The sequence below is a fragment of the Bacillus cereus group sp. MG1 genome (genome assembly GCF_040460035.1).
Lineage (GTDB): Bacteria > Bacillota > Bacilli > Bacillales > Bacillaceae_G > Bacillus_A > Bacillus_A cereus.
In genome coordinates this window covers 1,441,224-1,466,010 of sequence record NZ_JARVGY010000001.1, presented here as the reverse complement: position 1 = coordinate 1,466,010, position 24,787 = coordinate 1,441,224, and the positions used below count along the sequence as shown (strand labels likewise).

Genomic DNA, 24,787 nt, shown 5'->3' with positions numbered 1-24,787 from the left:
TATCAAGGTGTTTTCATTATAAGCTCAAAACTCTCCGAATCAGCTCCAAGTATAAAAGGACTAACCTCGCCAACGCTATAAAGTTGCAATTCATGCATTGCGCGTGTGCAAGCAGTGTAGAACAATCTACGAACGCTCTCATCGCTGTACACATCTTTAGAAGCATTGTAAATAATAACAGCATCAAATTCAATACCTTTCGCTAAGTAAGCAGGGATTACGACAATCCCTTGCTCATACTCGGCTGAGTTACTCTTCACGAGTTTAATATTATCGATATGATTAAGTGCTTCGTATGCAGCTGCGCTTTCAGCTGCAGATTTACATATAATTGCGATCGTATTGTGCTGCTCTTTTTGTAGTTCAGCAACTTTGGCAGTAATACGTTCGTGCAGTTCGTTGACATTCGATACTTTCGTCACTGTAGGTTTCTCGCCGTCACGTTCAAAGGCGTGAATGTTCTTGCCTTCCGGTACGAGAGCACGTGTAAATTCAATAATCGGTTTTGTTGAGCGGTAGCTACGAGTTAAGTTAATGCCGTTTGTTTCGTCTGGACCGTATAAATTTGTAAGTGTATCGAAATTAACCGTTTCACTCGCATGAGCAAATATCGCTTGGTTAAAGTCTCCGAGTACAGTCATTCTTGCAGCAGGGAAGAGACGTTTTAAAAACTCGAACTGAAACGGCGAATAATCTTGCGCTTCGTCTACGAGTACGTGTTTAATCGATCTGTTCGTTTGGAAGCCTTCAATTAATTCTTTTAAAAGTAAGAATGGAGTCGCATCCTCGTAATATAGTTTTCCTTCATCAAGCATGTTTACTGTTAAGGAGCAAATGTCATCCCACTCTTTCGGTTTTTTCTCAGTAACCCATGATGCATCTGTGAAAAGTTGTTTATATATGCCTGTGAAATTGATAAAGCGTAATGTTTGAACGCCTTTACGCAGTGGCTTCAATTTTTTACGGACAATCATACGTCCAAGTACTCTCGTTTCTTTTTCAAAATCATTAAAGGAGTTGTCGTCAAACTCGCCTTTTTTCTGTAAATATTTATAAGCTTTTTGGTATTCATCTTTACTAAGTAATTCAATTTCTTCTTCTACCCAAGGCTTTTTCAGTTCTGCTTTTTCAAGTGCATCTATTTGCTTGTTTAGCCAATCCGTTAACTTCTCAATTCGACTATGGAAGCGGAGGGAGGAGTCGGTATTGTAAAATTGTTCTGTAATTTCTTTCGCAGAAACAATCAGTTTCCCTCTAAATTTCATTCCTCTAAATAGCATGCCTGAAGATTCAAGAGATTGTCTGTACGCTCTAATCATCTCGAAAAATTGAGTAGATGCCTTAAATCGAATGCTCGCATTTCTCGTTTTATAGGTAGGATTATTCGTTTCAGTTAACATATATTCTAATTGTTCATAAGGATCTTCAACGTCAAATGACTTACTTAGTCTATGGTTTAAATATTCTTGGAAAGTCACTTGCTGCATATTTTCTTCGCCGAGTTCAGGTAGTACGTTAGAAACATAGCTGTTGAACATAGAGTTAGGGGAGAAGAGAATAATTTGATCTGCTTTTAACCATTCGCGATATTTATATAGTAAGTAGGCGATTCGTTGCAGGGCAGCTGACGTTTTACCACTACCAGCAGCTCCTTGCACGATAAGGAGTCGGCCTTCATCGTGACGAATAATTTCATTTTGCTCGCGCTGAATTGTAGCAACGATGCTCTGCATATGTTTATTCGTCCCTTTTCCGAGCGCTTGCTGCAAGATTTCATCACCAATTGTAAGGCTCGTATCGAACATAGAATCAATCTCGCCATTTTGAATAATGTATTGTAATTTTTTCTCCACATTACCGTGGATTACGCCGCCTGGTGTACTGTATTCAGCCGGTCCTGGTGGATAATCGTAGTACACACTCGAAATAGGTGCGCGCCAGTCATATATAAGGAAGTTTTCTCCGCTTGCATCAGTAAGTGTAGCGACGCCGATATAAATTTGATCCGCGGCAGATTCTCCTTCTTCTTTGAAATCAATTCGTCCGAAATAAGGTGCTTTATGCATGCGTCTTAATGCGGCAAGTCGATTAAAGGTGTGCTTATGGGTAATTTGTGTGACAGCTAGTGACTGAGCTTGTTGTCTTAAGTTGATAACTGTTTCAAGATAATCATCGAAAGTATCAGTATTCACTTTCACATCATCCCAAAAGTGTTTACGAATATTGATTACTTCTGCTCGGCGTCTGCCAGTTTCGTTTTCCAGTTTATCAATTTGCTCCGTAATTGTTTCAATTACGGTATCCAATCTTTTTTGCTCTAGATCAAGTTTTTTGTTCATACGGTAAGCACTCCTTTAAAAGTGAAAAATAGAGGTTGACTGAAGATGTGTTTTGGTGTACAATTAAGATACGGATAAATTCGTTCCTTTTGTTTTGTAAAACGTGTTTCTGTTCTAATTTAACATAGTTTTTTCATTTAATCAATGATAATAAGATAAACCTTGGTTCTACGTGGCGTGGATCAAGGTTTTTTTGTGTTTGAAGAGGGAGTCACGCTTGTTGTCGTTTTTTGTCGGTAAGTCGATATATTTCGAAAATCGCTGATATAATTGGAGTTGCGCTGATATATTTTGAAAATCGCCGATATAATTGGAGTTGCGGTCGATATATTTGAAAAATCGCCGATATAATTTCATTTACCGAATCTAGATTAACTACTGAGAGAAGAGGAGATAAAAAAAGCTCGGGCCTAAGCCCAAGCTTTTTACTTCATTATTTCTTTTCGTCTTTTTTATCGTCAGCTTTTTGCTCTTTGAAAAGATCTTTTAAATCTTTATCGTCAACTTTTACGTCAGCTTTTTTGATTTCTTTCATCATAAGATCGTTCATAAATTGAGCATCTTGTGTTTTTTCTTGAACTAGTGCTTTTTTAATATCAGCTTTTGCTTTATCGAAAGTTGCATCTGCGTGATTATCAGTTACTTTAATAATATGGTAACCAAATTGTGTTTTTACAGGTTCGCTTACTTCACCTTTTTTCAACTTTTGAGCTGCTTCTTCAAATTCTTTTACCATTTTTCCTGGTCCGAAGAATCCTAAGTCGCCACCTTTTTCTTTTGAGCCTGTATCTTCAGAGTATTGTTTTGCTAATTCTTCGAAAGATTTACCTTGAGCAAGTTCATCTTTCACCTTTTTAGCAGTTTCTTCATCTTTTACAAGGATATGACTTGCTTTAATTTCTTTTTTATAATCCTCGAATTTTGCTTTTAAATCTTTATCAGTAATCGATTGTTCAACCGCTTTTTCTTGAGCTAATTGAGCGCGCACACTATTTTTAATAGTTTCTTCTTTAATACCTTGTTGTTTCATTAGTGTATCGAATTGATCACCGTATTGTTTTTTCATTTCATCGAACTTTTTGTCTACATCTTTGTCTTCAACTTTGTAGTTTTTAATAAGTACTTTTTCCATAACCATGTTATTTAGTGTTTGTTTACCAGTTTGTGAATTTTTCATTTGTTCGTAGAATTCTTCTTTTGTAATGTCACCAGCTTTAGATGTAACAATTTTGTCTGATGATGATGTTCCACATGCTGATAATGCGATTACACTTGTTGCGGCTAAGGCAAGCATAGCTTTCTTCATTCGATAAACACTCCTACTATTATGTATTTTTAATTTATCCTACACCGATGAATTTTCATTCATAAGAGCCCGATTAAGTCTCACTGATACTTTTGCTTTTTTATATTGGTAAAGCGCGCTTAACAGGGCTTACCGTGGCTGAGGATAAAGTTTTGATGAATGTTTTGTTCTATAGTATAAGCAATATGTACAAAATTTAATATATCATATTTCGACGCATTTTCATATTGATAAAGAAAAATTAACCAGTACGTGTCAGATTTTGAAAGTGTGCCATATTGGGCGTATGCCGCATATACAGAATAGAGGAGGGGATGGGGATGAATTCTCAACTTATTTTATTACTTGTACTGTTTATTTTATTGGTTATTGTAGGTATAATTTGCTTATAGAGGAAAAAAGTGAGGAAGGGGCTTTCCTTCCTCACTTTCCATGAAATATAATTTCTATATAACTAGAAATTAATAAAATTGTTATACATACATTAATAACCCGAAAGACACCGGGCTGGCGGCTCGCAGCTATTTGTTTTCGTTCACACAGTGTATGTGTCATGAAATTCGTGTAAAATATAACAAGAAGTGCGAATGCGACAAAAACAACTGTTATAAGTGTCATGAGGCGAGACCTCCTTTTGGCTAAAATACATATACATATATTGTATCACACGATATTTTGTTCGTGTTACAAAATTCAGAAATAGAAGACTTTGTGTTAGAAAGTGAGGGAGAAAATGGACGTTGTTAGAAGATTAGAACAAGCTGAATACTATGTAGACTTATTATTTAAAATGATTGATGAAGAGAAGTGTCCATTTTATTCTTTGATCATAAAGAAAAAAGCTCGTAAAAAAGATATTGAACGTATACTAAATCTTTGTGAAAAACTGAACGATCAATATGTAGTGGAGAAAGCAGAAGGGCTTCTTTTGTTCGATGCGCTGTTAGATCAATTTGAAAAAGCGCTTCCACATCAGCTCGAAGTACACGAAACTGCGGAAGCGCTAGCAAAACAAGGTTTATTTAAGCCGCTTATGAATGAATTCTTAAGCATGATTGCGAAAAAATAAATAGATTATTTCTTAACTAACTTTTGATCGGATTCTGTAAAGTTCTCTTCAATATCTTCTAATGATTTCTCAAAAATATCGATAAAGTCTTGTCCGTAAATGTTACGCAGGATTGCAATCAGTTCGATATTTTCTGGGAACTTCCCATAAAAATTACGAAGTGCAAGAGCCCCATTAAACACTGAATTATTTTCAGGATCATACTCTTCCATTAAGCGAAGTAGTAATTCTTCCCCTTTGTCTGTAATTTCAATGTACGTATTTCGTTTATCATCTTCCTTTTTCGAGAATACAAGATAGCCGCGTTCTTCCAGCTTTTTCGAGAAGTTAAACGCTGTTGATACGTGCATAACTCCAAACTTAGCAATCTCAGAAATAGAAGCCCCTTTTAAATGATAAGCGATTGTTAAAATATGATGTTCATTAATATTTAAATCGTAAGGTTTAATCCACTGCTGCCAATCTTTCTCTACACATTTCCATAACGCTTTCGATAATTGAGCAATGCGTTGGCTGAAAATCATCGCTTCTTTTACCGAGTAATCTTTTTCTCCACTTTTCATTTACTCACCCACTTTAACATTCTTTTTTCATTACTATCTATTATGCCAGTAAAATAAAAATTAATAAAGTCTTTTTGTGAGAATTGTGAAAATTTTTCGGAAAAATGACATTCTATACAAATCATGCATAACTATGGAAGCGTTTTATGAGTCGTGAATACATACGTTGTCCTTACATGTTAAGTGATAACATATATTGTAAATGCATAAAAACACGGCATATCTATATGATATGCCGTGTCAAGGTCAATTTATATAAAAAATATTTGTTATATGCAAAAAACTAAGCAGGAATTTGTTTACGCTTTTTCTGGAACAGCTTCTTGTAGTTTCTCAATTGACTTTTGGATGTCCAAAATTTCTTTCTCAATATGGCGCTTGTTTTGAGAAATATCTTGCTTCCAGTTAGAAAGCGTGTCTTGCATGTCATCTTTTAATTCTTGAAACACTTCTTTACCTTCTGAAGCAGTTTCAATAATTTGACGCTTTAATAATTTCGTATCAGCTGTAATATCAGCTAAAGTCTTTTTAATATCATTTCCTTTTTCTTTTAACTTGCCGCGCATGTCTTTACCAGAAGAAGGAGTTGAGAAAAGAACAGCTAGTCCAGCAACTGCTCCGCCGCAAATAACACCTGTAATAAAGGATTTAGCTTTTGACATAAAAGGAGACCTCCTTATTTTTTGTTCGTATTCATGATGGGAAAAATATGCATATCTTTCTTATATGTGCTATGCACAAACAATCATCCCTGAGCATTTTAAGTAAAGAAACAAGCCATGCGGAATTTGATGACTTCAGGGAACTGGCTTGTTATGTATTACGCCTTCTTATAGTGTCATTATTTCACACTATTTGCAATTGTACTTGCGATGTTTTGTAAATTTTCCATAGTGTATTCATTTTGGTGTGATTTCCAAACAGCACCGAAACCATCTTTTTCACCGTAGCGTGGAATTAAATGAAGGTGGAAGTGGAACACAGTTTGTCCAGCTTTTTCACCGTTATTGTTAAGTAGGTTAAAGCCAATTGGATTAAACTCTGCTTTAATCGCATTTGCGATTTTTGGAACGACAGAAAAAATGTGTGATGCGATTTCTGGCGTTAACGCAAAAATGTCTTGTTTGTGAACTTTTGGAATAACAAGAGTATGTCCTTTTGTTACTTGACTAATATCTAAAAATGCAAGCACATGTTCATCTTCGTATACTTTTGAGCAAGGGATTTGCCCGTCAATGATTTTACAAAAAATACAATTGTCTGCTGTATGATTCATTGATCTCATCCTTTCAAATATCCTTAGCCGTATTTTACCATAATTATATAAGAGAACAAACACGAAAAACAGGAAGCTGACTCAGCTTCCTGTTTTCTGAAGAGGGATTGAAAAAGCATTATCGTAATTTACGTTTCGCAGACACCTCATTTATTTAAGAAATGCACGGTAAATCGGCTAAAGTTTCTGCCGTAGACACCCCATTTTCAAGTGAAATGAATTGCAATCTTTTTTAAAATGAAATTGTTTATTTTTTAAAACAGTATATGCTCTTTCAGAGACACCCCGTTTCGAAAATGAAACAAATGATCTGGTTATGTGTAAATTTCATTGTCCAACTTGGACACCCCATTTCATGATGACTTCACTATGTTGTTGTACTCATCAATTGGTGGTTGCTTTTTCAATGTGTTCCTTCTTCAATAATTATGATGTCCGCTTTCGGAAAAATATATGCTAATAAATTTAAAAAATTTTTTTGAGTACATGGATACTATGTAGTACAGCATAATTTTTGGTAAGATGAATATAGAATGAATACTAATGAAGAAAGTGGTGTCGTATGAGCGAGTTATTGCGTGTAGAAAATGTTACAGGAGGATATACGAAACGACCTGTATTAAAAGACGTTTCGTTCTCTGTTAATAAAGGCGAACTTGTCGGCTTAATCGGTTTAAATGGAGCTGGTAAAAGTACGACGATTAAACATATTATCGGTTTAATGGAACCGAAAAAAGGAACTGTCACAATTAATGGGAAAACAATTCGTGATGATATGACAGCGTACCGTTCTAGCTTTTCATTCATTCCGGAAACGCCAGTATTATATGATGAATTAACGTTAGAAGAGCATTTGAAATTAACAGCTATGGCGTATGGCATTGATGAAAAACAATATGAAGAACGTGTAGGACAACTACTACAAGAGTTTCGTATGAAAAATCGTTTAAAATGGTTTCCATCTCATTTCTCAAAAGGAATGAAACAAAAAGTAATGATTATGAGCGCATTTTTAGTGGAGCCATCTCTTTACATAGTAGATGAACCTTTCGTTGGATTAGATCCGTTAGCGATTCAATCCCTTCTTCAAATGATGGACCAAATGAAAAAGAGTGGTGCCGGTATTTTAATGAGCACACATATTTTAGCGACGGCAGAGCGTTATTGTGATTCGTTCATTATTTTGCATCAAGGTGAAGTAAGAGCGAAGGGAACGCTATCTGAACTGCAATCACAGTTTAATATGCCAGGTGCAACGTTAGATGATATTTACATCGCGCTAACAAAGGAAGAAGATTATGAATAGCACAGCGTTATGGAAAGAACGATTTCGTCACTTTCTAAAAGAAGTTCGTACATATAGTAAATACGTATTTAATGATCATTTGAAATTTATTTTCGTGTTCATCATTGGTGCGGGAGCGTATTATTACCAGCAATGGTTACAAACGTTAACACCTTCGTTTCCGGCGGCGCTCGTAATGGCAGTATTAATTGGACTCGTGTTAACGGCTGGATCCATTCAAACGTTATTAAAAGAAGCGGATCTCGTTTACTTGCTGCCAGTTGAACAAAAATTAAAACCATACTTTACAAAGGCGTTTCTTTTTACGTTTATGATTCAGTTGTACATAATCGCAATTGTAGCGGCAGCGCTTGCTCCGTTATACTTCCAGCAAATGAAACAAACAGGAGCGGCTTACATATGGATTGTACTCGCGTTTGTCATCGTAAAAGCGTGGAACTTATTCGTAGCATGGGAAAAGTCATTTTTAACAGATCAAAATATACAAAGAGCTGATTGGTTCATTCGTTTTATTTTAAACGGCTTATTTGTTTATTTCCTTTTAGAGCGTACTTCCGTTATGTTTATTGGTGGAATCGTCCTTCTCATGGTGTTATACCTCGTAGTACTGCATCAAATGGTGAAGGGAAAGCCGCTAAACTGGGAGTATTTAATTTCTGAAGAAGGTAAGAAGATGATGCTGCTGTACCGCATCGCGAACATGTTCGTTGATGTACCAGCATTAAAAGAAAGAGTAGCACGCAGAAAATGGCTCGATTTCATTCTTTCGATGATTGGTGAAAAGCGTACATATTTATACTTATATACGAGAACGTTTTTAAGATCAGGTAACTATTTTGGATTATATGTGCGTTTGCTCGCTCTTGGAGGAGTTATTTTGTACTTCATTCCGTTTTTATATGGACGATTTATCGTAAGCCTTATTTTCCTATACTTAATCGGTTATCAGCTCTTAACTTTATGGAAACATCACCGCATGAAGATTTGGCTTGATTTGTATCCGGTAGGGGGAGAAGAGAAGAAGAAAGATTTTCTTACTTTATTAAACGCGATTCTAATCATCGGGAGCGTAATCTTTACAGTTATATTTGCACTAGCAACGAAAGATTTCATGATGACAGGAATTTTACTTATCGTAAGCATATTATTTAGTATCGGTTTCGTTTACCAATACGGGGCGAAGCGCATTGAGCGTTTAAATTGAAGGGAATGAACCTATGATTACATATGAAGAAAAGGTTATAAAAGAACTGGAGCAGTGGAAAGCTACATTTATGAAAGATTCTTTTATGATGACACGGTTCTCAAAGAAAGTGCAGACGAAGGTGCAACAGCTCATTCCGGCGAAAGTACAAAAGGTATTAACAGAGACGATTCGTATGATGGTGCAAACAATCAGCGCCGGGTCAAACTTTATAAAGCCGAAGCTAAAAGAGACGACATGGTCACTGCAAAGACGTGACGATGAAGTTCGTAAAAAAATGGATGAGTATAAAAAAATAGCAGCGGCAGAAGGGGCAGGGACGGGGGCTGGCGGTATTCTCCTCGGTCTTGCTGACTTTCCGCTTTTACTCGGCATTAAAATTAAATTTTTATTCGATGCAGCGACATTGTACGGATTTGATACGAGCAACAAAGAAGAGCGCCTTTTTATCCTTCATGTTTTTCAGCTTGCCTTTTCAAGTGACGATCACCGAAAAGAAATATGGAAAGCAATCGAAACGTGGGATACAGAAGAAGAAAATCATATGGACTGGGAAAAGTTCCAAACAGAGTACCGAGACTATATCGATTTAGCCAAAATGCTGCAGCTCGTACCAATAATCGGTGCCCCGGTAGGCGCATATGCGAACTATCAACTACTGCAAAGACTCGGAGAAGTGACGATGAATTGTTATCGTATGCGATTGCTGAATAGGGATTAAAAAGAAGGCGTCCTACATGTGTAACGTAGGACGCCTTTTCTTAGAAGCCAAGTCCGATATAGCTAACTCCAACTATAATCAATACGATAAAAAGTACAATGATTAATGAAAATCCGCTCTTACCAGTTTGTCCTGCTTCACCGCCGCCATTACCACCACTACCGCCATTACCACCAAGCCCCATATGATATCCTCCTTATTGTTATATGTTGCTTTTACTTTATAACTTTCTGTATTTTCTGATAAACACCTTCTGTAGTGCTAACTAAATTGAAAATCATTTCGTTTTGTTTTATAATTTACTTACCGACCGGTAAGTAAAAATAAGTGAGGTACAGTATGACGAAGAATTTACAAACATCGCAAAACATTGTAGAGGCTTCATTTAAACTTATGGCAGAACACGGCATTGAGAAGATGAGTCTTTCCATGATTGCGAAAGAGGTAGGTATTTCAAAACCGGCTATTTATTATCATTTTTCTTCTAAAGAAGCGTTAATCGATTTTTTATTTGAAGAAATTTTCTCTGGATATCATTTCGTGAGTTATTTCGATAAAGAGCAATATACGAAAGAAAACTTTGCAGAAAAGTTAATTGCTGATGGTTTACATATGCTCTCTGAATATGAAGGGCAAGAAGGGATATTACGCGTTATCAATGAATTTCTCGTAACTGCATCGCGAAATGAAAAGTATCAGAAACGCTTATTTGAAATACAAGAAGATTTCTTAAATGGTTTCCACGATTTATTGAAGAAAGGCGTAGAACTTGACGTAGTGTCACAACATGAAACGGAAGAAAATGCTCATACGCTAGCACTCGTGATTGATAATATGAGCAACTATATGCTCATGGGATTCCAGTTAAAGTATAAAGAAATTTGGATTCGAAATGTGAAAAACGTAATGAAGGAGGAGTAAAGATGAAAATGCAAAAAAACTGGTGGCTCGGTTTTCTTGGATTTATTGGGGTTTATAAAATACCAGGTATGATTGAAGCTTTTCAAGCGGATGGAAATTGGATGAAGTTAATCGGTTTCATTTGGCTACTTTGGTTCGGATATTTTATTCCTGAGAAGAAAGAAGATTGAATTTCAATTTTCTGTAAAGTTACGTAAAATATAGATTGAGAGTATTCATATATTAGATTACTAGATTTGGAGTGGTTACATGGATCCATTGAAAAATGAAATTCACCCTGACATGGTCAAGGTGTGGAAAGCGCGTTCTTTAATTGAGCTAGGAATCAGTATTATAGTCATTTTGGCATATCTTTTCTTTATGATTAAGTTTAATTGGTGGGCTTGGATTTTCTATGTGCTCATCGGATTAACAATTGTATATACACCGTTTGATTACTTTACGTTTCCGAAACTACGTCAACGTTATTACAGCTACCAACTAAATGAAGAAGAACTTGAAATTCAGCATGGTCTTTTCGTCGTAAAGCGCGTATTAGTACCGATGATTCGTGTGCAGCACGTTACGATTGAACAAGGGCCAATTATGAGAAAATACGGATTAGCAGAATTACACATTTCAACAGCAGCAACTTCTCATAGCATCCCAGGTTTAACGATGTATGAAGCTGAAATGTTGAAAACGAAAATCGCAGAATTAGCGAAAGTGAGTGATGAGGATGTATAAGAGGCAGCATCCAATCACGATGTTATTAGAATTAAAAATAACAGATTTTATACCACTCATTATTTTTCTTTTTAGCTTAAGGGGAAAGTTTCCATTTTGGTATTTAGTTCCTATTGGTTTTGCGTTGATCACAATTATTTCAGCTATCGTAGGCTGGTATTACAAAGTATACTGGGTCGAAAATAACGTATTACATGTGAAACAAGGTCTCTTTGTGAAAAAGGAGAGCTACTTAAATAAAGAACGTGTTCAAACAATTAATACAAGTTCTAACGTACTATACCAAATGCTCGGTTTGAAAAAAATTCAGATTGAAACAGCTGGCGGGGGCGATGAAGCAGAAGTTAGCTTAGCTGGAATTACGGTAGAAGAGGCGACGGAGCTTATTACTTTGCTAAATGAGCCAACTCCAGAAGTGAAAGCAGAAAAAACGTTAGACGAAGCAGCAGAAAATACAGTAGAAAAAGCAATTGTTACAGAGGAAAAACAAACGACAGAGTACAAGTTAACGTGGAAAGAGATTTTAATAGCGTCTGTTACATCTGGTCAATTTGGAGTATTGTTCTCTTTAATCTTTTTCGTTTATCACCAAGTAGATGAGTATATTCCGAAATGGATAAAAAATAGTGTGACGTCATATGTAATGGACCACGATATATATGGCTGGATTTACATGGTAGCTATTTTACTTGTCGTTTCTTGGATGATATCTACAATTGGCTACGCGTTAAAACACGGTAACTTCACAGTGAATCGAAAAAATGATGAAGTCCGTATTTCGCAAGGGTTACTGGAGAGAAAAGAACTCGTACTAAAATTGCACCGCATTCAAGGGATTACGATAAAAGAAGGCATTTTACGCCAACCGTTCGGTTATTGTGCTGTGCAAGTAGAAGTCATTCAAAGTGAAGGGAAAGAAGAAAAAGTTACACTGCATCCTATCATTCGAAAAGATCGAGTGCAACAATTACTCGCGCATTTACAATTACCATACGAACTGAATGCAAGTATTACTTCGTTACCAAAAGCAGCATTGCGCCGCTATCTCATTGATAGTTTTATCTTTTTCGCTATGCTCGCAATCCCGCTTACTGGAATAAGCATATACTTTGAAAAGTATTACATCATGTGGGCATTACTACCGCTCGCAATCCTTATCTTTACACTTGGATACGCAACATTTAAAACAAATGGCTACAGTGTTAACGGAGAACAAATTACACTTGTCTATCGTAGCGTCGGAAAATATACAGGACTTATTAGAAGAAGACACGTCCAATCAATGGAGAAGACACAATCATATTTCCAGCGCCGTGCGGATTTATGTACGTATAAGTTTTCGAGTGCATCATCTAGTTATAAAATAGAGCATACGAGAGTAGAAGATGCGGAGAGAATGCAGGATTGGTATAAGAAGAAAATAAATGAGATGTAACTTGAGAAAGCTTGCCTATTATGAAAGGCAGGCTTTTTTGTTATAGGGAAAAGAGTCGTTTAATCCATATATTAGTACAACTACAGCACACATGTATCAATACGTATGAAAAAAGGTAATATGCTTCTGTTTTAGGAAAATATGTGGGATTTTTGATATAAATGGTATAATAAAATGGAAATAGTATTAGGAGGTTATATATGATAAGTCAGTTGAAAAGAGAAGCACTTGATGCATTAAAAGGAAGATGGGGACTAGCGGTAGGGGCAACCTTATTAATTGGAATCCTTATTGGAGCTGTTGAAATGCTAACAACAGGTATTTTCTCGATATTTTGGGGTTGGGAAGAAGCAAGTGATTCACTTACAGTAAGTATTATAGTAATGCTTGTTATTGGTCCATTAACAATAGGTGCCTATTATCTTGTTTTAAATGCAATTCGTGGGACTGATGCTCGCATTGGTCATATATTTAGATGGTTTAGCGATGGAAGTAAGTTGATGAAGTCGTTTTTAACATATTTACTAATGTATGTATACTTGACTCTATGGACATTACTTCTTATTATTCCAGGTATTATTAAATCATTTTCTTATTCTATGACATATTTTATTTTGAATGATCATCCAGAATATACAGCGAATCAAGCGATTACTGAGAGTCGTCATATGATGAATGGACATAAAATGGATTACTTTTTACTATGCTTAAGTTTCTTAGGTTGGTTCATTTTAAGTATTCTTACTGTAGGAATCGGTTTCTTATGGTTAGCACCTTATTTCTACGCGACATCAGCCGCATTTTATGAAGAGATTTCAAAAGAATATTATAAAAAAGAAGGCACTACTTTCTAATAAAACATATAAACTATCTACCCTAAAGAATGTAGGGAGCAGATAGCAGATGGTTTAGGTGTTTTGATATTTGTCCTATTTTCGGGATTCACTTCAGGATAAGGTATAGATTTTTATATAGAAATGCTACCCTCTATGTTTTATCATAGAGGGTTATTTTTTTATGTAAAAATGATAGGAAATAATGAATAATATATGTAAAGAAAAAAGCGAGGTGAATGAGAGTGAGCAAATTTTTAATACCGTATTCATTTTCTATATTAAGTTTCTTTATTTCAGCAACAGCACTTGATTTATATGATAGGATGGGAAACGATAGTGAGCTGGTTTCGCCGAACATAATTGGAAAGATAATTCAATCTACTGCGCAAATGGGAGTCCTTACATTGTATTTCGGAGTACCTATTATTTTAGGTGGCTGTCTACTTGGTGAGCTATTGTTTAGAGGTATCATTTTACGATTTAAACTAAGCTATATTATATCTTTATTATTATATCTATTTTTAGCTTTTAGTATTGTTTTCGTAACGGTAGGCATTCCAACTACATATGAAGATTCTAATACATTTTTCATGGGGATAACTATGATTTGTGCTGTTACATTCTTTGTGAGTCGGAATATATGGGAAAACAAGTTAATAATGGAGTGACAAAATGAAATACACCTGTCCATGTTGCGGATATAAAGTTTCACTTTATTGGATCAGTTAGAAAACCGACTAGTGAAGATGTGAAGGATGCTAGTTGGCAGCGAATTTGTTAAGTAGAATGTTATTACTCAATTTAATGGGAGTAATAACATTTTTTATTTAGTACTGAAAGAATTACTGCTGTCTTAAAGTAATAAGAAGGACTAAATCGGTAAATTTTATTAATGGATATATTTTCAATAAATACAAAAGTATAGATGTATAGTCAGCTTTGTGTATTTAATGTTATCATATTGAATGATATGGAAATTTTTAATAGAATAAGTAACTAAAAATTCAAAGGTAATGAAGCTTTTGTTGTATAAAGAAAATACTTAGTAGTAATCAACAATATTAAAAATAAGATTCGTATTTATATAAATTTAGTAGAAATGGGGTTTTAAAAAGGAATGAGTATAAGCATAACGCGGCAAAAGATTTTGGCGGCCGCTTCTCAAATTGTACAATGTAAAGGGGTTGCTAAATTAACTTTAGAAGCAGTGGCAAAAGAGGCGGGTTTAAGCAAAGGTGGATTATTGTATCACTTTTCAAATAAAGAAGCTTTAATAGAAGGTATGATAGTCCGAGGGGTAGAGGATTATGAAGGGGCCATTTACAATAAAGTAGCGGAAGACTCAGAGAGGAAAGGGAGATGGGTTCGCTCTTTTGTAGAGGAAAGATTAAGTAATGAGAGAAGAACAGAAGAGTTGTCTAGCAGTATGATGGCAGCACTCATGTTAAAACCTGAATTACTTGAGCCATTACAACAATCATTTCAGCAACTGCAAAAAAATATAGAAAATGATGAGATAGATTCAGTTTGTGCAACAATTATTAGATTAGCAGCAGATGGATTATGGTATTCGGAATATTTAGGGGTTGGAAGGCTAAGCCCCGAGTTAAGAGAAAAAGTGATTCAAGCTCTTATTAGTAATTCATATAAATAGAATATACGAACTATATAATGAGAAAATAATTCACCATTGCTTCTTTAATGTAGTGGTGAATTATTTTTTTTATTAGAAAAATAGAACAATTTTATAGAGTATTGAATTATAACCGTCCAGACGGTATAGTAATATTTGGTTTAAGAGGAAAATGAAACAAAAAAAGAATAAAAGATATTTTTAGCACACTATTCGAAAGGATAGGCCGCAAAGCTTAGAGTCTACGGTAATACATATTGGTTACTAAGATCGTCTGGTTGCACATTTTTGATGCAACCGGACGATCTTTTTTTGTTATATAAATATAAAAATTTAGGAGGGAACTATGCAAATGAAAAGTACTAAAAGACATATTTCAATGGTTTCATTAGTTTTTCTAGTATTATTTTCAGTGCTGAATGTGTGGGCTCCAGTTATTCAAGCTGCTGTGATGAAAAGTCCAGTGGACGAAATTAATATTTCCCGTACTGATGGCACGACATCTGAACCATATCAAGCCTCAGATGGTATGAAAGTAGAAGTGAAGTGGTCAGCTAAAGAAAAAATAAAAAGTGGAGATCAATTCACAATTGATATGCCAAAAGAGTTTCGAAAAGACCTTATGAATATGAGTTTTCCTTTAAAAGATGCTGAAGGAAAAACAGTTGGTACATGTGAGATGAAAAAGGGTCTATTAACGTGTACTATGGGTGATTACGTAGAAGGAAAGAACAACATTAAAGGTTCTTTATTCGTAGAATTCTACTTTGGTCTAGAAGCATATGATGGTGTTAAAGAAATTCCATTAGAATTTAACGTTGATGGTCAAATCGTAAATAAAGAAGTAAATGTAAGTAATACGACAGAGAGACCGAAGCCACAACCCAATACGGAAAATCTATTGAAATGGGGTTCTTATAATCAAGAAGATCCGTCTATTGCTGATTGGCTTGTATATGTAAATGCAACTGGAACAGAAATGCAAGATCTTAAATTAACAGATACATTAGGACCTGGGCATGAGTTAATTACAGACAGCGTAGTATTAGAAGAGGCTGTATTTGAAGATGGTTATGCACCAACAAATATTAAGCCAGCAAATTTATCTAACATTAAAATAAATGCAACAAAGACTGGATTTACAATTGAATTTCCAGACAGTTCAAAAGGCTATATTTTAAGATATAAAACAAAGGTTACAAATCCTGCTGCAAAACCTCATAAAAATACTGTGAAATTAGAAGGTAAAAATATTAAAACTGAAGAAAAAGTAGGACAAGTATTTGTGAGTGGTGGGGGAGGATCCGGTTCAGGTGACAATAATCCACCTAGCATTGAAAAAAATATAGTTGATGAGAATGACAAGCTTGTAGAGAATGAGCAGCTAACACAAATGGATCAAGTTATTCAATACCAAGTTGGTACACATATACCGAACGATCCTCCTAAATACACATCTATGGTAATTAGTGATGATTTAGAAGATGTTTTAGAAGTATTAGAGGCAAAAGTGTATGATAAAAATGGCCAAGATATTACTTCTAAAGGGACGTTAAATATAGATAAACAAAGAAGTGAAGTAACATTTACGTTTGGTGAGAATTTTGATTATAAGTCATATGAAGACCAGATAATTAATCTTAGTATCAAGGCGAAAATTAAAAATAATGCAGACTTATCTTCTTACGTAGATAAGAAGATTCCTAATAAAGCGGAATTACATTTTGATGATAAAACATTAACATCAAAAGAAGTAACTATTACACCGCCTGAAGCTCCAAAAGATGGTACAGTATCGCTTCATAAAATAGATTCTGAGAATCCGAACAAAGGGTTGAAAGGTGCCGAATTTGAAGTTCGAAATAGTGCAAATGAAGTTGTTGCAAAACTGACAACGGACGAAAAAGGTTTTTCAGTACCTCAAACTTTAGCTCCTGGGACGTATAAAGTTTATGAAACAGTAGCACCAGAAGGATATCAAAAATTAACAAGCCCAGTAGAGGTTACACTTCAAGCTGGAGAAACAAAAACAATTGAAATTAAAAATACTGTGCAAAAGGGTCAAATTGAAATAAAGAAAATTGATTCGGAAAATGGTGAAAAACCATTAGCAAATGCAGAGTTTGATATAGTAAAAGACGGTGTAGTAGTCGAACATATTGTTACAGATAAAGATGGTAAGGCAATCTCTAAACCGTTAGCACTAGGAAAATATATTTTAAAAGAAACGAAAGCGCCTGAAGGCTACCAATTAAAAGAAACAGAGTTCGAAGTAAGTGTAACAGGGGACGGCATATTCCCAATACAAGTGGAAAATGCAATGGTAGACAAAGGTAATATAGAAATTACAAAAGTGGACAAAGAAAACGGAGCAGTATTAGCGGGTGTCGAATTTGAAGTCCAAGATGAGAAAGATGAAGTAGTAAGAAAAGTAGTAACAGATAAAGATGGAAAAGCAAATGTTTCAGATCTATCAGTAGGAAAGTACAAATTAGTAGAGACGAAAAGCTTACCAGGTTATAAAAAGCTAACAGAACCAGTACCATTTGAAATAAAAAAAGGTATGACAAAAGCTTTAGCAATAAAAGTAGAAAACGAGCAGTTAGACAAAGGCTCAGTAGAAATTACAAAAATAGATAAAGATAGTCAAAAAGTATTAGAAGGCGTAGTCTTCGAAGTGCAAGATGAGCAAGAAAAAGTAGTAACAGAAGTAAAAACAGATAAAGATGGTAAAGCAAAAATCTCTGATTTATCAGTAGGGAAGTACAAATTAGTAGAGACGAAAAGTTTACCAGGCTACAAAAAGCTAACAGATTCAGTATCATTCGAAATTAAAAAAGGTATGACAACAGTCCTATCGTTGAAAGTAGAAAATGAACAGTTAGATAAAGGTTCAGTAGAAATTACAAAAATAGATAAAGACAGCAAAAAAGCATTAAAAGGCGTAGTTTTTGAAGTGCAAGATGAAGCTGGAACAGTAGTAAAGGAAGTAAAAACAGATAAAGATGGTAAAGCAAAAATCTCAGATCTATTAGTAGGAAAGTACAAATTAGTAGAGAAAGAAAGTTTACCAGGCTATAAGAAACTAACAGATCCAGTATCATTTGAAATCAAAAAAGGCATGACCGAAGTTCTATCATTAAAAATAGAAAATGAAATGGTAGATACGGGAAATATAGAGATAACAAAGATAGATAAAGATAATAAAGCACCGTTAGCGGGAGTAACATTCATCGTCCAAGATGAAAAGGGTAATGAAGTTACAAAAGTAACGACAGATAAAGATGGAAAAGCAAATGTTTCAGATTTACTTGTAGGAAAGTATGAATTAGTAGAGGTAGAAAGTTTACCTGGTTATAAAAAATTAGAAAAACCAATATCATTTGAAATCAAAAAAGGCATGACCGAGGTTCTATCATTGAAAGTAGAAAATGAAATGGTGGATACAGGGAATGTAGAGATAACAAAAATAGATAAAGATAGTAAAGCTCCATTAGAAAATGTTGTATTTGAAGTACGTGATTTAAAAGGAAAAGTAGTTGCAAAAGTAACGACGGATAAAGAAGGAAAAGCAAACGTTTCAGATTTATCTATTGGAAAGTATGAGTTAGTAGAAGTAGAAACACCGGCAGGATACAAACCACTAGAAAAGCCAATTTCATTCGAAATTGAAAAGGGTAGAGTAACAGCATTACAATTGACTGTAGAAAATGAATTAGTGGATACAGGAAATGTAGAAATTACAAAAGTAGATAAAGAAAATAAAGATGCTTTAGCTGATGCAGTCTTTGAAATTCAAGATGAAGCAGGACAAGTAGTCGCTAAAATAACGACAGATAAAAAAGGACAAGCACAAGTTACTAATTTATCAGTCGGCACATACAAGTTAGTAGAAGTAAAAGCACCAAAAGGATATAAACAATTAGTAGATCCGATTACTTTCCAAATTGAAAAAGGCATGACAAAATCTCTTGCTTTAACAGTAGAAAACGAAATGTTAGACAAGGGAAATGTGGAAGTAACAAAAGTAGATAAAGATAGTCAAAAAGCATTAGCAAGTGTAGTCTTCGAAGTACAAGACGAACAAGGCAAAGTAGTAACAGAAGTAACGACAGATAAAGAAGGGAAAGCAAAAATCTCAGACTTATCTGTAGGAAAGTACAAATTAGTAGAGAAAAAAAGCTTACCAGGTTACAAAAAACTAACAGAGCCAGTATCATTCGAAATTAAAAAGGGTATGACAGAAGTCTTATCATTAAAAGTAGAGAATGAACAGTTAGACAAAGGTTTAGTAGAAATCACAAAAGTAGATAAAGATAGTCAAAAAGTATTAGAAGGCGTAGTCTTCGAAGTACAAGATGAAAAAGGCAAAGTAGTAACAAAAGTAACGACAGATAAAGAAGGAAAAGCAAAGATTGCTGATTTATCAGTAGGAAAATATAAGCTAGTAGAGGTAGAGAGCTTACCAGGATATAAAAAACTAGCGAAACCAGTATCATTTGAAATCAAAAAAGGTATGACAGAAGTCTTATCACTAAAAGTAGAGAATGAACTAGTAGACAAAGGCTCAGTAGAAATCACAAAAGTGGATAAAGATAGTCAAAAAGTATTAGAAGACGTAGTCTTCGAAGTGCAAGACGAACAAGGAAAAGTAGTAACGGAAGTAAAAACAGATAAAAATGGTAAAGCAAAAATCTCAGACTTATCTGTAGGAAAGTACAAATTAGTAGAGAAAGAGAGCTTACCAGGCTACAAAAAACTAACAGAGCCAGTATCATTCGAAATTAAAAAGGGTATGACAGAAGTCTTATCATTAAAAGTAGAGAATGAACAGTTAGACAAAGGTTCAGTAGAAATCACAAAAGTAGATAAAGATAGTCAAAAAGTATTAGAAGGCGTAGTCTTCGAAGTACAAGACGACAAAGGCAAAGTAGTAACAGAAGTAAAAACAGATAAAAATGGTAAAGTAAAAATCTCAGACTTATCTGTAGGAAAGTACAAATTAGTAGAGAAAGAAAGTTTACCAGGTTACAAACAATTAACAGAACCAGTATCGTTTGAAATTACAAAAGGTATGACAGAAGTTCTATCATTAAACATAGAAAATGAAATGGTAGATACGGGAAATGTAGAAATTACAAAAATAGATAAAGATAATAAGGCACCGTTAGCAGGTGTAGTCTTTGAAGTACAAGACGACAAAGGCAAGGTAGTAACGAAAGTAACGACAGATAAAGCTGGAAAAGCAACAGTTTCAGATTTATCAGTAGGAAAGTACAAGCTAGTAGAAGTAGAGAGTTTACCAGGCTACAAAAAATTAGAAAAGCCTGTACCATTTGAAATTACAAAAGGTATGACAAAATCTTTAGCGTTCACTGTAGAAAATGAAATGGTAGATACGGGGAATGTAGAAATCACAAAAATAGATAAAGACAGTAAAGCACCATTAGAAAATGTTGTATTTGAAGTACGTGACTCAAAAGGAAAAGTAGTTGCGAAAGTAACGACGGATAAAGAAGGAAAAGCAAACGTTTCAGATCTATCAGTAGGAAAATACAAATTAGTAGAGACGAAGAGCTTACCAGGTTACAAAAAGTTAACGGAACCAGTATCATTCGAAATTACAAAAGGTATGACAAAAGTCTTATCATTGAAAGTAGAGAATGAACAGTTAGACAAAGGTTCAGTGGAGATTATAAAAATGGCCGCTGAAAGCAAGGAAGTCTTATCAGGAGCTGTGTTTGAGGTTCATGATGAAAAGGGAAAAGTAGTAGTGAAAGTAACAACAGATAAAGATGGAAAGGCAAAAATCACAGATCTATCTGTAGGTAACTACACACTAGTAGAAGTAGAAGCACCAAAAGGATATGAAAAATTAACTAATCCAATTCCATTTGAAATTACAAATGGAATGATAAATGCAGTTCAATTAGAAGTATTAAACAAATTGAATCATTTAGCGCCACCAGGCCCAGAAACACCAGATCCAGAAAAACCTGGAACACCAGATCCAGAAAAACCTGGAACACCAGATCCAGAAAAACCTGGAACACCAGATCCAGAAAAACCTGGAACACCAGATCCAGAAAAACCTGGAACACCGAATCCGGAGAAACCTGGAACACCGAATCCGGAGAAACCTGGAACACCGAATCCGGAGAAACCTGGAACACCGAATCCGGAGAAACCTGGAACACCGAATCCAGAAAAGCCTGGAACACCGAATCCAGAAAAACCTGGGACACCAGATCCAGAAAAGCCTGGGACACCGAATCCAGAGAAACCTGAAAAAGAATTACCGAAGACAGGGCAGAAAATGCCTGTGGAACCATATATGGGAGCACTTCTTGTAATGATGAGTTTTGGATTACTCATATTAGGTAGAAAACAGCAGAGATAATAAAGGTGAAAAGGTATCCTCAAAGTATTTGAGGATACCTTTTTTAGCATAAAAAAAGCATCTAGCAAAAGTACTAGATGCAAATAAAAACACAAGGGAAGACAAAGTTCTTCCCTTTTCCCGTATGTAATTATATCAAAAAATTTATAAAAAACTAGCTATATTTAAAATATAATTTTAAAAAAAGTTATATACATAAATAATTGCAATACGCGCAGTTTTATCTTTCTGAAAAATCTATTTCTTTATTTTTGAATATTAAGACTAATGTTGATAAATCTTCAGATAATTAGAAAAAATACCCGAAAGGATATATAATATTGCTTAATAAATAATTTTAATGAATTACGTATATTTCATTTGGTGTATTAATTGAATATCATAATTTTTAATTTTATTAAGCAAGAATCTCGGTTACTTATTGCATTTCTAACATAGGGTGAGATAGAAAAATACAATAGTGTGGAGGTTTTTATAATGACGTTTGTTCTTAGTAAAATGAGTGGCTTTAGCATAGAAGAAAAGGTACATGAATTTGAATCTAAAGGATTCCTTGAAATTTCAAATGAAATCTTTTTACAAGAGGAAGAGAATCATCGTCTATTAACACAAGCACAGTTAGATTATTATAATTTGGAAGATGATGCATACGGTGAATGTCGTGCTAGATCTTATTCAAGGTATATAAAGTATGTTGATTCACCAGATTATATTTTAGATAATAGTAATGATTACTTCCAATCTAAAGAATATAACTATGACGATGGCGGGAAAGTTAGACAGTTCAATAGCATAAATGATAGCTTTTTATGTAATCCTTTAATTCAAAATATCGTGCGCTTCGATACTGAATTTGCATTTAAAACAAATATAATAGATACAAGTAAAGACTTAATTATAGGTTTACATCAAGTAAGATATAAAGCTACTAAAGAAAGACCATCTTTTAGTTCACCTATTTGGTTACATAAAGATGATGAACCAGTAGTGTTTTTACACCTTATGAATTTAAGTAATACAGCTATTGGTGGAGATAATTTAATAGCTAATTCTCCTCGGGAAATTAATCAGTTTATAAGTTTGAAGGAGCCTTTAGAAACTTTAGTATTTGGACAAAAGGTCTTCCATGCCGTAACGCCACTTGGAACAGAATGTAGTACGGAGGCTTTTCGTGATATTTTATTAGTAACATTTTCTTATAAGGAGACAAAATGAGAGAGAATAAAATAATTATGATTTCTGGAGCCAATAGCGGTATAGGTCATGCTTGTATAAAATACTTTTTAGAAAAATCATTTCATGTAATAGCGCTTGATATTAATAATAATAACTTAATAGATTATATGAAAACAGATATGCCTTTGAAAGTAGTGCAAATTGATTTAAGTAATAGCGAAGCGATTCATAATCTGTTTACTCAATTAGATTTAGAAAAGCTTTCTCCTGATATATTAATAAATGCAGCTGGTATTCGAGAGATAACACCTGTTTTACATTTATCCGATGATATGTTTAAAAAAGTAATTGATGTAAATTTAGTAGCCCCATTTATCCTTTCTAGGGAAGTAGCTAAGCGATGGTGTGAATCGAAAATAAAAGGTTGTATTGTGAATATAGCATCGGTTTCTGGATTAATGGCTGAACCAGAGCGAGCTGCTTATGTTGCATCAAAGCATGCTTTAATCGGATTGACTAAACAGATGGCTATGGAATTTGGAAAGCAAAATATAAGGGTGAATAGCATTTCTCCCGGTGTTATTAGAACTGAACTTACAGAAGAATACTTTAGTAATACAGCCTTGATGTCTATGATAAAAAGTAATCAATCTTTAGATACTTGGGGGTTGCCGCAGGATATTGTTTCATGTATTGAGTACTTGATTTCTGATCAGGCCCGCTTTATTACTGGTTCTAATTTTGTAATTGATGGTGGTTGGACTGCTGGGAAAAATTTATAATTGAGTGTTTTTGAGGAAAAGCACCTGTCCTTTTTTAGGCTGGTGTTTTTCTCACTATAAACCGAGTTTTTATTGGAGGGGGATTAATTTGCTTCAAAAAAGTTTTAAGCAAGAGAAAACGGTACCGGCTTTAAAGATGATAGCATCAATGGTTATCTTTGGATCAGTTGGATTTTTTTCAGTTCAAACAAACTTACCTTCGTTTGAATTAGTGTTTGTAAGGTGTATTTTTGCGACAATATTTTTAAGTGTATGCTGGTTGCTTACAGGGCAATATAAACAAGATAAATGGGAACGAAAAGAAGTTATTCAAGTTTTAATATGTGGCTTTTTCTTAGTATTTAATTGGGTTTTCTTATTTAAAGCCTTTGAAAATATGTCAGTTACAATTGCTATCTCGGTTTATCATCTTGCACCAGTAATTGTACTGTTAATTGGAAGTATCGTCTTTAAAGAAAAATTAACATTAATATCTATCATTTCAATAGTTGTGTGTTTTGCAGGAGCTTTATTAATTGCTGGTATCGATGGAAGTTTCTCTGTCGGTTCATTAATGTCTTCAGGTATGATATGGGGATTTCTTGCAGCTCTCTTTTATGCATTTACAACTTTATTTGGTAAAGGGATTAACAAAATGAGTGCGTATGCAATGACATTTTTACAAACATTCTTGGGGATATTTCTTTTAATACCATTTATAGATTTAGATGCTTTTAGTGGCCTCACTCAAAGTAATTGGACATATATTATAGCTACTGGTTTTATTCACACAGGGATAGTATATTATCTGTTTTTTGATAGTTTACGCTATTTATCTACAAAAACAATCTCAATATTAGTTTTTTTGGATCCGGCAGTGGCAATATTATTAGATACTGTACTTACTGGATTCCGTCCAACTTTAATGCAAATAACAGGAATTCTTTTTATTTTTATTGGTATGACTTTAACATTAAAAAAATCTAAAGATAAAAAACTGAGCCAAAAAGAAAAGCGAATTGAAAGCGATGCTAGTATATCTCAACAATAATGAAATATATTGTGTATAAAACGATAAACCTTACATGAATCATGTAAGGTTTATTTTAGTTCAA

At 34.4% G+C, this 24,787-nt stretch carries 22 protein-coding genes and 1 riboswitch; of the genes, 15 read left to right on the top strand and 7 right to left on the bottom strand.

All coding sequences use genetic code 11. The features are described 5' to 3' along the window. Window positions 1-2 precede the first annotated feature (2 nt). From helD to QCI79_RS07535, 3 genes are all read right to left on the bottom strand, one after another. On the bottom strand, window positions 3-2,339 hold the full coding sequence (gene helD, locus QCI79_RS07550) for an RNA polymerase recycling motor HelD (protein WP_001035432.1): 2,337 nt from the start codon (window positions 2,337-2,339) through the stop codon (window positions 3-5). Between the two features lie 433 nt (window positions 2,340-2,772). Beyond that, window positions 2,773-3,645, bottom strand: coding sequence for a peptidylprolyl isomerase PrsA (gene prsA / locus QCI79_RS07545; protein WP_000710068.1), 873 nt, complete (start codon window positions 3,643-3,645; stop codon window positions 2,773-2,775). 423 nt (window positions 3,646-4,068) lie between these two features. Beyond that, window positions 4,069-4,263, bottom strand: coding sequence for a hypothetical protein (locus QCI79_RS07535; RefSeq protein WP_000172690.1), 195 nt, complete (start codon window positions 4,261-4,263; stop codon window positions 4,069-4,071). Window positions 4,264-4,378: 115 nt separating this feature from the next. Between QCI79_RS07535 and QCI79_RS07530 the strand changes: the two genes are divergently transcribed. Then, window positions 4,379-4,714 (top strand): YhaI family protein, encoded by a 336-nt coding sequence (locus QCI79_RS07530; RefSeq protein ID WP_000383653.1) that lies wholly within the window; start codon window positions 4,379-4,381, stop codon window positions 4,712-4,714. A gap of 5 nt (window positions 4,715-4,719) precedes the next feature. Here the strand turns inward: QCI79_RS07530 and QCI79_RS07525 are convergent, their stop codons facing one another. The 3 genes from QCI79_RS07525 to QCI79_RS07515 all read right to left on the bottom strand — a co-directional run bounded on the left by QCI79_RS07525 (window position 4,720) and on the right by QCI79_RS07515 (window position 6,553). Beyond that, window positions 4,720-5,277 (bottom strand): HTH-type transcriptional regulator Hpr, encoded by a 558-nt coding sequence (locus tag QCI79_RS07525; RefSeq protein WP_000834924.1) that lies wholly within the window; start codon window positions 5,275-5,277, stop codon window positions 4,720-4,722. Between the two features lie 299 nt (window positions 5,278-5,576). Beyond that, window positions 5,577-5,939 (bottom strand): YtxH domain-containing protein, encoded by a 363-nt coding sequence (locus QCI79_RS07520; RefSeq protein WP_000030299.1) that lies wholly within the window; start codon window positions 5,937-5,939, stop codon window positions 5,577-5,579. A 179-nt stretch (window positions 5,940-6,118) separates the two neighbouring features. Then, window positions 6,119-6,553, bottom strand: a complete 435-nt coding sequence (locus QCI79_RS07515; protein ID WP_001016834.1) for an HIT family protein — start codon at window positions 6,551-6,553, stop codon at window positions 6,119-6,121. 562 nt (window positions 6,554-7,115) lie between these two features. On the opposite strand from QCI79_RS07515, the gene ecsA reads away from it, so the two are divergent. The 3 genes from ecsA to ecsC are packed head-to-tail and all read left to right on the top strand — an operon-like array spanning window position 7,116 to window position 9,784. Beyond that, the gene (ecsA, locus tag QCI79_RS07510) at window positions 7,116-7,859 is read left to right on the top strand and encodes an ABC transporter ATP-binding protein EcsA (RefSeq protein WP_001292595.1); all 744 of its coding nucleotides are present in this window, start codon (window positions 7,116-7,118) and stop codon (window positions 7,857-7,859) included. Beyond that, window positions 7,852-9,063 (top strand): ABC transporter permease EcsB, encoded by a 1,212-nt coding sequence (gene ecsB, locus QCI79_RS07505; protein ID WP_001089103.1) that lies wholly within the window; start codon window positions 7,852-7,854, stop codon window positions 9,061-9,063. The genes ecsA and ecsB overlap by 8 nt, the downstream gene beginning before the upstream one ends. Window positions 9,064-9,076: 13 nt before the next feature. After that, on the top strand, window positions 9,077-9,784 hold the full coding sequence (gene ecsC / locus QCI79_RS07500) for an ecs operon protein EcsC (RefSeq protein ID WP_021728437.1): 708 nt from the start codon (window positions 9,077-9,079) through the stop codon (window positions 9,782-9,784). Between the two features lie 40 nt (window positions 9,785-9,824). Here ecsC and QCI79_RS07495 read toward each other — a convergent pair whose 3' ends face one another. After that, entirely contained in the window at window positions 9,825-9,968 is a 144-nt protein-coding gene (locus tag QCI79_RS07495) for a YjcZ family sporulation protein (RefSeq protein WP_000522761.1), read from the bottom strand. Between the two features lie 155 nt (window positions 9,969-10,123). Between QCI79_RS07495 and QCI79_RS07490 the strand changes: the two genes are divergently transcribed. The 11 genes from QCI79_RS07490 (at window position 10,124) to QCI79_RS07440 (ending at window position 24,723) form a co-directional block, all read left to right on the top strand. Next, complete coding sequence (locus QCI79_RS07490; RefSeq protein WP_000164832.1) at window positions 10,124-10,705, top strand: TetR/AcrR family transcriptional regulator; 582 nt, start codon at window positions 10,124-10,126, stop codon at window positions 10,703-10,705. 2 nt (window positions 10,706-10,707) lie between these two features. Further along, complete coding sequence (locus QCI79_RS07485) at window positions 10,708-10,875, top strand: hypothetical protein (RefSeq protein ID WP_000783813.1); 168 nt, start codon at window positions 10,708-10,710, stop codon at window positions 10,873-10,875. Window positions 10,876-10,954: 79 nt separating this feature from the next. Further along, window positions 10,955-11,431: a PH domain-containing protein gene (locus QCI79_RS07480; RefSeq protein WP_000371346.1), complete on the top strand. Its 477-nt coding sequence runs from the start codon at window positions 10,955-10,957 to the stop codon at window positions 11,429-11,431. After that, the gene (locus QCI79_RS07475; RefSeq protein ID WP_000278202.1) at window positions 11,424-12,866 is read left to right on the top strand and encodes a PH domain-containing protein; all 1,443 of its coding nucleotides are present in this window, start codon (window positions 11,424-11,426) and stop codon (window positions 12,864-12,866) included. Before QCI79_RS07480 ends, QCI79_RS07475 begins: the two co-directional genes overlap by 8 nt. A 200-nt stretch (window positions 12,867-13,066) precedes the next feature. Continuing rightward, window positions 13,067-13,720 carry a DUF975 family protein gene (locus QCI79_RS07470; protein WP_000625400.1) on the top strand — a complete coding sequence of 218 codons (654 nt, stop codon included), beginning with the start codon at window positions 13,067-13,069 and terminating at the stop codon, window positions 13,718-13,720. A 224-nt stretch (window positions 13,721-13,944) separates the two neighbouring features. Beyond that, entirely contained in the window at window positions 13,945-14,370 is a 426-nt protein-coding gene (locus QCI79_RS07465) for a hypothetical protein (RefSeq protein WP_002098741.1), read from the top strand. A gap of 449 nt (window positions 14,371-14,819) precedes the next feature. Continuing rightward, window positions 14,820-15,356 carry a TetR/AcrR family transcriptional regulator gene (locus QCI79_RS07460; protein ID WP_000028010.1) on the top strand — a complete coding sequence of 179 codons (537 nt, stop codon included), beginning with the start codon at window positions 14,820-14,822 and terminating at the stop codon, window positions 15,354-15,356. Between the two features lie 172 nt (window positions 15,357-15,528). Next, window positions 15,529-15,621: riboswitch (cyclic di-GMP riboswitch) on the top strand. A 60-nt stretch (window positions 15,622-15,681) separates the two neighbouring features. Next, window positions 15,682-21,735, top strand: coding sequence for a SpaA isopeptide-forming pilin-related protein (locus QCI79_RS07455; RefSeq protein WP_048549358.1), 6,054 nt, complete (start codon window positions 15,682-15,684; stop codon window positions 21,733-21,735). Window positions 21,736-22,212: 477 nt separating this feature from the next. Then, window positions 22,213-22,950 (top strand): 2OG-Fe dioxygenase family protein, encoded by a 738-nt coding sequence (locus tag QCI79_RS07450; protein ID WP_000144819.1) that lies wholly within the window; start codon window positions 22,213-22,215, stop codon window positions 22,948-22,950. Next, a complete protein-coding gene (locus tag QCI79_RS07445; RefSeq protein WP_001208941.1) occupies window positions 22,947-23,693 on the top strand; it encodes an SDR family NAD(P)-dependent oxidoreductase in 747 nt (248 codons plus the stop codon). Before QCI79_RS07450 ends, QCI79_RS07445 begins: the two co-directional genes overlap by 4 nt. Window positions 23,694-23,781: 88 nt before the next feature. Then, window positions 23,782-24,723 carry a DMT family transporter gene (locus QCI79_RS07440; protein ID WP_000939630.1) on the top strand — a complete coding sequence of 314 codons (942 nt, stop codon included), beginning with the start codon at window positions 23,782-23,784 and terminating at the stop codon, window positions 24,721-24,723. Window positions 24,724-24,787: the final 64 nt, after the last annotated feature.

Bases quoted from the DNA above. Each gene is read 5' to 3' on its own strand.
- helD (WP_001035432.1), bottom strand. From the start codon at position 2,339: ATGAACAAAAAACTTGATCTAGAGCAAAAAAGATTGGATACCGTAATT.
- prsA (WP_000710068.1), bottom strand. From the start codon at position 3,645: ATGAAGAAAGCTATGCTTGCCTTAGCCGCAACAAGTGTAATCGCATTA.
- QCI79_RS07535 (WP_000172690.1), bottom strand. From the start codon at position 4,263: ATGACACTTATAACAGTTGTTTTTGTCGCATTCGCACTTCTTGTTATA.
- QCI79_RS07530 (WP_000383653.1), top strand. From the start codon at position 4,379: ATGGACGTTGTTAGAAGATTAGAACAAGCTGAATACTATGTAGACTTA.
- QCI79_RS07525 (WP_000834924.1), bottom strand. From the start codon at position 5,277: ATGAAAAGTGGAGAAAAAGATTACTCGGTAAAAGAAGCGATGATTTTC.
- QCI79_RS07520 (WP_000030299.1), bottom strand. From the start codon at position 5,939: ATGTCAAAAGCTAAATCCTTTATTACAGGTGTTATTTGCGGCGGAGCA.
- QCI79_RS07515 (WP_001016834.1), bottom strand. From the start codon at position 6,553: ATGAATCATACAGCAGACAATTGTATTTTTTGTAAAATCATTGACGGG.
- ecsA (WP_001292595.1), top strand. From the start codon at position 7,116: ATGAGCGAGTTATTGCGTGTAGAAAATGTTACAGGAGGATATACGAAA.
- ecsB (WP_001089103.1), top strand. From the start codon at position 7,852: ATGAATAGCACAGCGTTATGGAAAGAACGATTTCGTCACTTTCTAAAA.
- ecsC (WP_021728437.1), top strand. From the start codon at position 9,077: ATGATTACATATGAAGAAAAGGTTATAAAAGAACTGGAGCAGTGGAAA.
- QCI79_RS07495 (WP_000522761.1), bottom strand. From the start codon at position 9,968: ATGGGGCTTGGTGGTAATGGCGGTAGTGGTGGTAATGGCGGCGGTGAA.
- QCI79_RS07490 (WP_000164832.1), top strand. From the start codon at position 10,124: ATGACGAAGAATTTACAAACATCGCAAAACATTGTAGAGGCTTCATTT.
- QCI79_RS07485 (WP_000783813.1), top strand. From the start codon at position 10,708: ATGAAAATGCAAAAAAACTGGTGGCTCGGTTTTCTTGGATTTATTGGG.
- QCI79_RS07480 (WP_000371346.1), top strand. From the start codon at position 10,955: ATGGATCCATTGAAAAATGAAATTCACCCTGACATGGTCAAGGTGTGG.
- QCI79_RS07475 (WP_000278202.1), top strand. From the start codon at position 11,424: ATGTATAAGAGGCAGCATCCAATCACGATGTTATTAGAATTAAAAATA.
- QCI79_RS07470 (WP_000625400.1), top strand. From the start codon at position 13,067: ATGATAAGTCAGTTGAAAAGAGAAGCACTTGATGCATTAAAAGGAAGA.
- QCI79_RS07460 (WP_000028010.1), top strand. From the start codon at position 14,820: ATGAGTATAAGCATAACGCGGCAAAAGATTTTGGCGGCCGCTTCTCAA.
- QCI79_RS07455 (WP_048549358.1), top strand. From the start codon at position 15,682: ATGCAAATGAAAAGTACTAAAAGACATATTTCAATGGTTTCATTAGTT.
- QCI79_RS07450 (WP_000144819.1), top strand. From the start codon at position 22,213: ATGACGTTTGTTCTTAGTAAAATGAGTGGCTTTAGCATAGAAGAAAAG.
- QCI79_RS07445 (WP_001208941.1), top strand. From the start codon at position 22,947: ATGAGAGAGAATAAAATAATTATGATTTCTGGAGCCAATAGCGGTATA.